5 protein-coding genes are annotated in these 7,237 nt (G+C 40.8%); all 5 read left to right on the top strand.

Features of this window, described 5'->3' with window-relative positions:
• The first annotated feature begins 63 nt into the window (after positions 1-63).
• The 5 genes from dnaG (at position 64) to LX69_RS15470 (ending at position 7,231) form a co-directional block, all read left to right on the top strand.
• The gene (dnaG, locus tag LX69_RS15490) at positions 64-3,177 is read left to right on the top strand and encodes a DNA primase (protein ID WP_111446954.1); all 3,114 of its coding nucleotides are present in this window, start codon (positions 64-66) and stop codon (positions 3,175-3,177) included.
• Positions 3,178-3,639: 462 nt separating this feature from the next.
• Complete coding sequence (locus tag LX69_RS15485) at positions 3,640-3,858, top strand: helix-turn-helix transcriptional regulator (RefSeq protein ID WP_111446953.1); 219 nt, start codon at positions 3,640-3,642, stop codon at positions 3,856-3,858.
• An 11-nt stretch (positions 3,859-3,869) separates the two neighbouring features.
• On the top strand, positions 3,870-5,462 hold the full coding sequence (locus LX69_RS15480; RefSeq protein ID WP_111446952.1) for a site-specific DNA-methyltransferase: 1,593 nt from the start codon (positions 3,870-3,872) through the stop codon (positions 5,460-5,462).
• A gap of 12 nt (positions 5,463-5,474) precedes the next feature.
• Positions 5,475-6,578 (top strand): AAA family ATPase, encoded by a 1,104-nt coding sequence (locus LX69_RS15475; RefSeq protein WP_111446951.1) that lies wholly within the window; start codon positions 5,475-5,477, stop codon positions 6,576-6,578.
• Positions 6,575-7,231 (top strand): DUF4276 family protein, encoded by a 657-nt coding sequence (locus LX69_RS15470; RefSeq protein WP_111446950.1) that lies wholly within the window; start codon positions 6,575-6,577, stop codon positions 7,229-7,231. Before LX69_RS15475 ends, LX69_RS15470 begins: the two co-directional genes overlap by 4 nt.
• Positions 7,232-7,237 lie beyond the last annotated feature (6 nt).

Here is a 7,237-nt window from a genome sequence, read left to right as displayed (position 1 = left end):
GCTGGATTTCTACATGAGCCTTGATGGCCAGAACCGCCAGCTCTTATCACAAAAAGACTGGTGATGATGGATGCAACCCAAGTAATCGAACACATAAACGGGGAGATAGTCAGTGTCATCTCCAATTTTGTGGAGATGAAGAAAGCCGGAACCAACTTTTCGGCTAGATGTCCTTTCCACAACGAAAAGTCGGCTTCATTCCATGTGAACCCGGCCAAAGGGATTTACAAGTGTTTTGGCTGCGGCAAAGGTGGCGATGCGGTAAGCTTCATCAAGGAACACGAAGGTGTTGATTTCAAACAGGCCGTGGAGATTGGGGCGAAAAAGCTCAAGATTGATTTTGAGTGGAAGAAAAGCAAGGACTTTGACCAAGCCAAATACCAGCACCGGGAAAGCCTGCACATTGCCTGCAACATTGTGGAGCGGTTCTTTGCCGAAAAGCTTTCCCATCCCGAAGCCCAGAAATACCTCCAAGGGCGTAACATCATTAACCCCTCGCATGGGAGTTTTGAGTTGGGTTACGCCCCTAACGGCAATGAACTGCTGGCCTATGCCCGGCAAAATGGCCTCAAGGCCGAAATACTGGAGGAAATCGGGGTTCTAAAGAGCAGTGATAACGGGTTGTATGATTTTTTTCGGAACCGTTTAATCTTCCCCATCTCCAATTCACTAGGCCAGACCATTGCTTTTGCCGGAAGGGATTTAACCGATAACTCCAAAGTCAAGTACCTGAACACGCCCGAAAGCAGCATTTACATCAAAGGAAATGAACTCTATGCCCTGAATGCCGCCCGGATGGCCATCAAAAACGAAGACCGGGTGTATATTGTGGAGGGCTATACCGATGCGCTGCGGATGCACGCCATTGGCATCACCAACACGGTGGCCACCTGTGGAACTGCCCTGACAAATGCCCAGTCTGTGTTATTGAAGCGGTACACCAATAAAGCCACCCTAATATTTGACGGGGACAATGCCGGGCAACGGGCAACCGAGCGCAATGCCGAAATCCTGATTAAAAACCAGTTCCATGTATCGGTGATGGTTCTGCCCGAAAAGCACGACCCGGATACGCTGTTCACCACCAAGGAGCTGTTTCTTCAGCACAACGAACAGCAGACTGACTACATCATCTTCAAGACTCAGCAATTGGCTGAAAAAGCAGCTTCCGACCCGGTTTACAAGTCCGAAGCCATCAAGCGTATCTCCAAGCTGATTTCCAACTACGACAAGACCAAACAGGAGGTTTACACCGAGTTTGTGGCGGAACACATCAAACCCAAGAAGGCTTGGGTGGATGCCATTAAGGAACTGTCGCAAAACGAAACGCAACCCACCCACCGCTATACTATTCCCCAGCATGTCAGCCTGAATGATTTTAACCGATGGGGATTTTACGTGGAGGATAATTGTTACGTGTTCCGGAACAAGAAAGGCGATGACTTTGTGACCCATTCCAATTTTGTGATGGCTCCCTTGTTCCACATCGAAAGCCCCATTAATGCCAAGCGATTGTATGAAATCAAAAACCGTCACAATCTGGTGAAGATTGTGGAGCTGCCCCAACGGGATTTGGTGAGCATTACCAACTTCAAGTTACAGATTGAATCCTTGGGAAACTTCCTTTGGACGGGCGGAGAAAGCGAACTCAACAAATTGAAAGCATGGCTTTACGAGAAAACCAAAAGCTGCAAGGAAGTGGTTCAAATGGGCTGGCAACGGGAAGGCTTCTTTTGTTGGGGCAACGGCATCTTTGACGGGGAACAGTTTATCAAGGCCGACAAGTACGGGATTGTGCAGCACAACGAACGTTATTACTACATCCCGGCCTGTTCCGAAATCTATGCCAGTGATGACAGCCTGTTTGAATTTGAACGGCACTTCATCCACAACGAGGGTAACATCACCCTTTACGAATACGCACAGAAATACACGGCAGTATTTGGCAACAACGGTATCATCACCTTGTCGTTTTTCTTTGCCAGTTTGTTTCTGGACATCATCTCCAGACGGTTCGATAAGTTTCCCATTCTGAACATGTACGGACAGAAAGGTTCTGGTAAAAACACCTGTGCCGAAAGCATCCTTTACATGTTTGGCCGCAAAGGCAAAGTCCCCAACCTGCACAACTCCAGTAAACCGTCCATTGCCGACCATGTGGCCACCAGCTCCAATGCCGTGTGTGTGCTGGATGAGTACCGCAACGACTTGGAAATGGAGAAACGGGAACTCTTGAAAGGCTTTTGGGACAAAACCGGGCGAACCCGGATGAACATGGATAAGGACAAGAAAAAGGAAACCTCGAAAGTCAATCAGGGCATCATCGTCTGCGGTCAGCAGATTGCCACGGCTGACATTGCCCTCTTTAGCCGTTTCATTGCCTTGGGTTTCTCCAAAACCATCTTCTCGTTTGAGGAAAAGAGGCATTTTGAAGAGCTGGAGCAAATCAACAAACAGGGTTTGACACAGATAACCCACCAGCTATTAAAACACCGGGAGACTTTCAAAAAGAGCTACAATAAAATCGTTGATGCAGTCAGCGACCAGTTCCGGGAGTTGTTGGGAACAACGGCCATTGAGACCCGGATTTTCAATAACTGGTTGACGGTGGCCTCTGCCTATGCCACGGTAGCTCACATTGTGGAGCTGCCGTTTAAGTACGACAGCATCATGCAGCTTTTTGTAGAGCTGATGGTAACCCAGAACAGTGAAACGGCCAAGAATGATGATTTGGGTATCTTCTGGAAAACGGTTCAATATCTTATCAGCTCCAACATTCTCTTTCAGGAAGGTGATTACCGGGTGGTATATGCCGATAAGATTACGCACACCTTTAAGGAGAATGGTGAATGGAAGAAAAGTGAAATCATCCTGCCAAACCCTCAGAACATCCTCTATTTATCGGTTAGTAGGGTATTTGGCTTGTATAAATCACAGGCTTTGCGTGAGGGTGACAAACCCCTGCCGGATGCCACGGTGGAATATTACCTGAAGAACAGCCCAGCTTTTATTTGCGACACCAAGAAGGTGTACTTTAAAAAGTTCGATGCCAAGAATGGTTATCCCGAATTAGATGAGAAAGGAAACAAGAAATTTACCTACACCTCGGCCTTTGTATTTTATCTGGACAAGCTGAATCTGAGCATTGCCGATGAACATTTAAACGGGGAAAGTTGAAACGGGAAAGAATTAAAAGACCGAAGGGTTTCTGAACAAAAGCAGAAACCCTTTCTTTTTGCACTTGAAATTGAGTTTTACCATGCAAAACTGGTTACTTTAGTTACTTTAATTACTTTATTGAGTGATATTAATTGAATACTAAGAGATTAGAAGGTATTTGCCATTAAAGTAACGTTACTTTAGGTTACTTTAAATTACTTTAAAAATCGGCTAAAAACGATAAGGGTACTTTAATTGAGGCTAAGGTACTTTAAGTACTTTGTAGAATTATGGAGCTTATAGGTTTATATATCTGTAACTTAACCCCCATTAAAGTAACTAAAGTAACTAAAGTTCGGGTAATGTAGGTTCATTTGGGATAAAAACCAGCTCCAAATTATTTTGCAGAGTATTTAGTATTTTCATTTTAGTTTCATAAATTAGCCTCATGGTTAAAAAAATACACGTAATTTGCGTATTATGACTGAACGAAAGCAGATAAACAGGTTGAAAATTGTTCTGGCTGAGCAGAATAAAACAAATAAATGGTTGGCTGAACAGTTGGGAAAAAGTTTAACCACGGTTTCGAGGTGGTGTACCAATGAATCGCAACCCGGTATTGAAACCATGATTGAAATAGCAGCGAAACTTAATGTTGATGCCAGAGAACTGATTGTATCAACCAAACATGAAAAATAAACGAAGCAACAATGCCAACGCTAAATTGGATAGGAAAAGATAAGGTGATTAACCACCACATGGATGTACCATACAAGATTTTAGACCATGTTTACGGATTCGATAATGGAGAGCAAGCCCCAAAGGAAACCAATAGTGGAAACAAAATCATTCATGGCGACAATTTAGAAGCCCTAAAAGCTTTACTGCCTGAATACGAAGGAAAGATCGATTGTATCTACATTGACCCCCCTTACAATACAGGAAATGAAGGTTGGGTTTACAATGACAATGTGAACGACCCTAAAATTAAAAAGTGGTTAGGAAAAGTTGTAGGCAAGGAAGCTGAAGACCTCTCCAGACATGATAAATGGTTGTGCATGATGTATCCAAGATTAAAACTACTTCACAAATTACTGTCGAAGGAAGGAGCTGTTTTTATATCAATTGATGATAATGAACAGGCAAACTTAAGATTGATTTGCGATGAGATATTTGGTCAAGGAAATTTTATCAATAATGTAATCTGGGAGAAGAAATTTAACCCACAAAACGATGCTAGGTATTTTTCTGACAATCATGACTTTATTGTAACATATGCCAAAAGCAAATCTGATTGGAAAAGAAACCTTTTACCAAGAACAGATACTCAAAATAACAGATATACAAATTTAGATAATGACCCAAGGGGTGTATGGGCGTCAGATAATTTCACCGTAAAAACATATTCATCTGAATATGATTATGAAATTACAACCCCTTCCGGCAAGATAATCAAACCAACAGAGGGACGATGTTGGGCCACTTCAAAGGATAATTTTATAAAACTAGTGGAGGATAATCGGATTTGGTTTGGAAAAGCAGGAAATGGAGTGCCTCGTTTAAAAAGGTTTTTAAGTGATGTACAAGATGGTGTTGTTCCTTTAACTATCTGGAAACATACAGAGGTAGGAAACAATCAAGATTCAAAGCAAATACTAAAGCAAATATTTCCAGAAGATAAGAACCCCTTTAATACTCCTAAGCCTCCAAAATTGATAGAACGGATTTTGCAAATCGCTACGTGTCAAAATTCAATAGTTTTAGATTCATTTGCAGGATCCGGAACGACTGCTCAAGCAGTTCTTAACCTGAACAATCAAGACGGAGGCAATAGAAAGTTTATTTTAATTGAAATGGAAGAGTATGCCGAAAATATTACTGCTGAAAGGGTAAAACGGGTCATACAAGGATATGGAGAGAGGCTTAGGGTCAATAAAGGCACTGGTGGTTGCTTTGATTATTACCAATTGGGAAAACCCCTTTTCCTTGAAAACGACATGCTAAACGAAGAGGTTATTTTGGAGAAAATACGTGAATATGTTTGGTTTTCAGAGACCCGCCAACCATACAAGGCTGTCAACCAAAAAGAAGAACATCTTTTAGGAGTAAGCAACTCATCGGCTTATTACTTTTATTATTACAAAGACGAACTCACTACTTTGGATGACAGTTTTTTACGAAAAATAAAAATCAAAGCAGAGCAATACATTATTTATGCCGACAACTGTGTGCTAGATGACAGTTTGATGCAGAAATATCATATTACGTTTAAGAAAATCCCAAGGGATATAACCCGGTTTTAAACCTGAACAGTTATGATTGAATATATTGAAATAAAAGGTTTTAAATCAATAAAGCATTTAGAGTTGGAACTAAAACCAATCAATGTGTTTATTGGAAGCAATGGTGCTGGGAAGAGTAATTTCGTGTCATTTTTTAAGATGGTACATGCCATTTTTAATCAGCAATTGCAACGATATGTGATTGAAGAAAAAGCAGACAACATCCTCCACTTTGGTCGGAAAATAACGGAGACAGTGTTTGGTAAAATGATTTTTACCGAAGATGCGCAAAACAATAATGCTTATCGGTTTAAGCTGGCTCAAACAAAAGATGGTGGATTATTTATTGCCCATGAAGCATCTGGGTATAATGTAGAAAGGACTGATAATTCAAAAGGATATTATGGAACTTCAGATATTCAAGAATCGAATATTCCAAGTTCGAATTCATTTAGAAATAACTATCTGAAAAAGTATTTATCCAATATTCAAATTTATCATTTTCATGATACATCGGCCACATCAATGCTTCGGCGTGAATGCGATATAAATGACAACGACTCATTAAAATCCGATGGACGCAATCTTCCGGCTTTTCTCTACTTTTTGCAAGAGGAACATCCTAAACTGTTTACTCGACTTGAGAAAACGATAAAGTCAATTGCCCCCTATGTCGAAAAATTGATTCTGCAACCTAAAAAACTGAATAAAAACGAAATAGAATTGCGTTGGATTGAGAAGGGCGACCCCAATTCAAGTTTTAATGCTTATCAGTTTTCTGATGGCACCTTGCGTTTTATTGCGCTGGCAACGGTATTAATGCAACCGGAGCCGCCCAAAGTAATCGTCATTGACGAACCCGAATTGGGTTTACATCCTCAGGCCATAACCAAACTTGCAGCCCTTATTGAGATGGCATCTGGCAAAACGCAACTAATCATCTCAACCCAATCGGTAAATCTGGTCGATTGCTTTAAAACAAGTGATATTGTTACAGTTGACCGAAGCACCATAGAAAATCAATCCATATTCAAACGCCTAGATGAAGATAAGTTAAAAGGTTGGCTGGAAGAACACACCCTTGGCGAATTATGGGAACGAAATATTATTAACTCTGCTCAACCTTTTTCAAAATGAAGAGAATTATAATAATTGGTGAAGGGCCTACTGAGCAATTATTCTGCAATGATGTTTTGCAACCAGTCTTTAATGCTCATGACATATTTTTGGAAACGCCCAAAATTAAAAAGTCGAAAGGAGGCATAGTTGCTTGGGAGCATCTGAAAAAGCAAGTTGAACTGCACCTTAAAGATACAGGTGTTTATGTCACTACCTTAATCGACTATTATGGCATACATCCCTGTCACGCATTTCCTAAATGGGAAGAAGCAAAAGCAATTGTAAACAAAAGTGATAGAATAACATTTCTTGAGAATTCAATGCTTGAAGAAATTGACGAATCAATTCGATATAGATTTATTCCATATATCCAGTTACACGAGTTCGAAGCATTACTTTTCAGCGATATTACAGTCATAGAGGATAATTTTGAATCCGATGAGTTTAAAGACTATGACTATCTTTTGGAGACTGATAAAGCTTTTAGTAATCCTGAGAATATTAACGATGGAAAAACAACCGCTCCGTCAAAAAGGTTGGGTAGAATTATTGATGATTACAGTAAGGTGGTATATGGTTCGTTATTGGCACAGGAAATTGGTCTGGATAAAATTCGGGAAAAATGCCCACGTTTTAACAATTGGATTGAACGGTTATTAACAATTGAATAGTAACGA

This window comes from Breznakibacter xylanolyticus, from assembly GCF_003254275.1.
Classification (GTDB): Bacteria; Bacteroidota; Bacteroidia; order Bacteroidales; family Marinilabiliaceae; genus Breznakibacter; species Breznakibacter xylanolyticus.
This window is presented reverse-complemented; position numbering and strand designations above follow the sequence as displayed.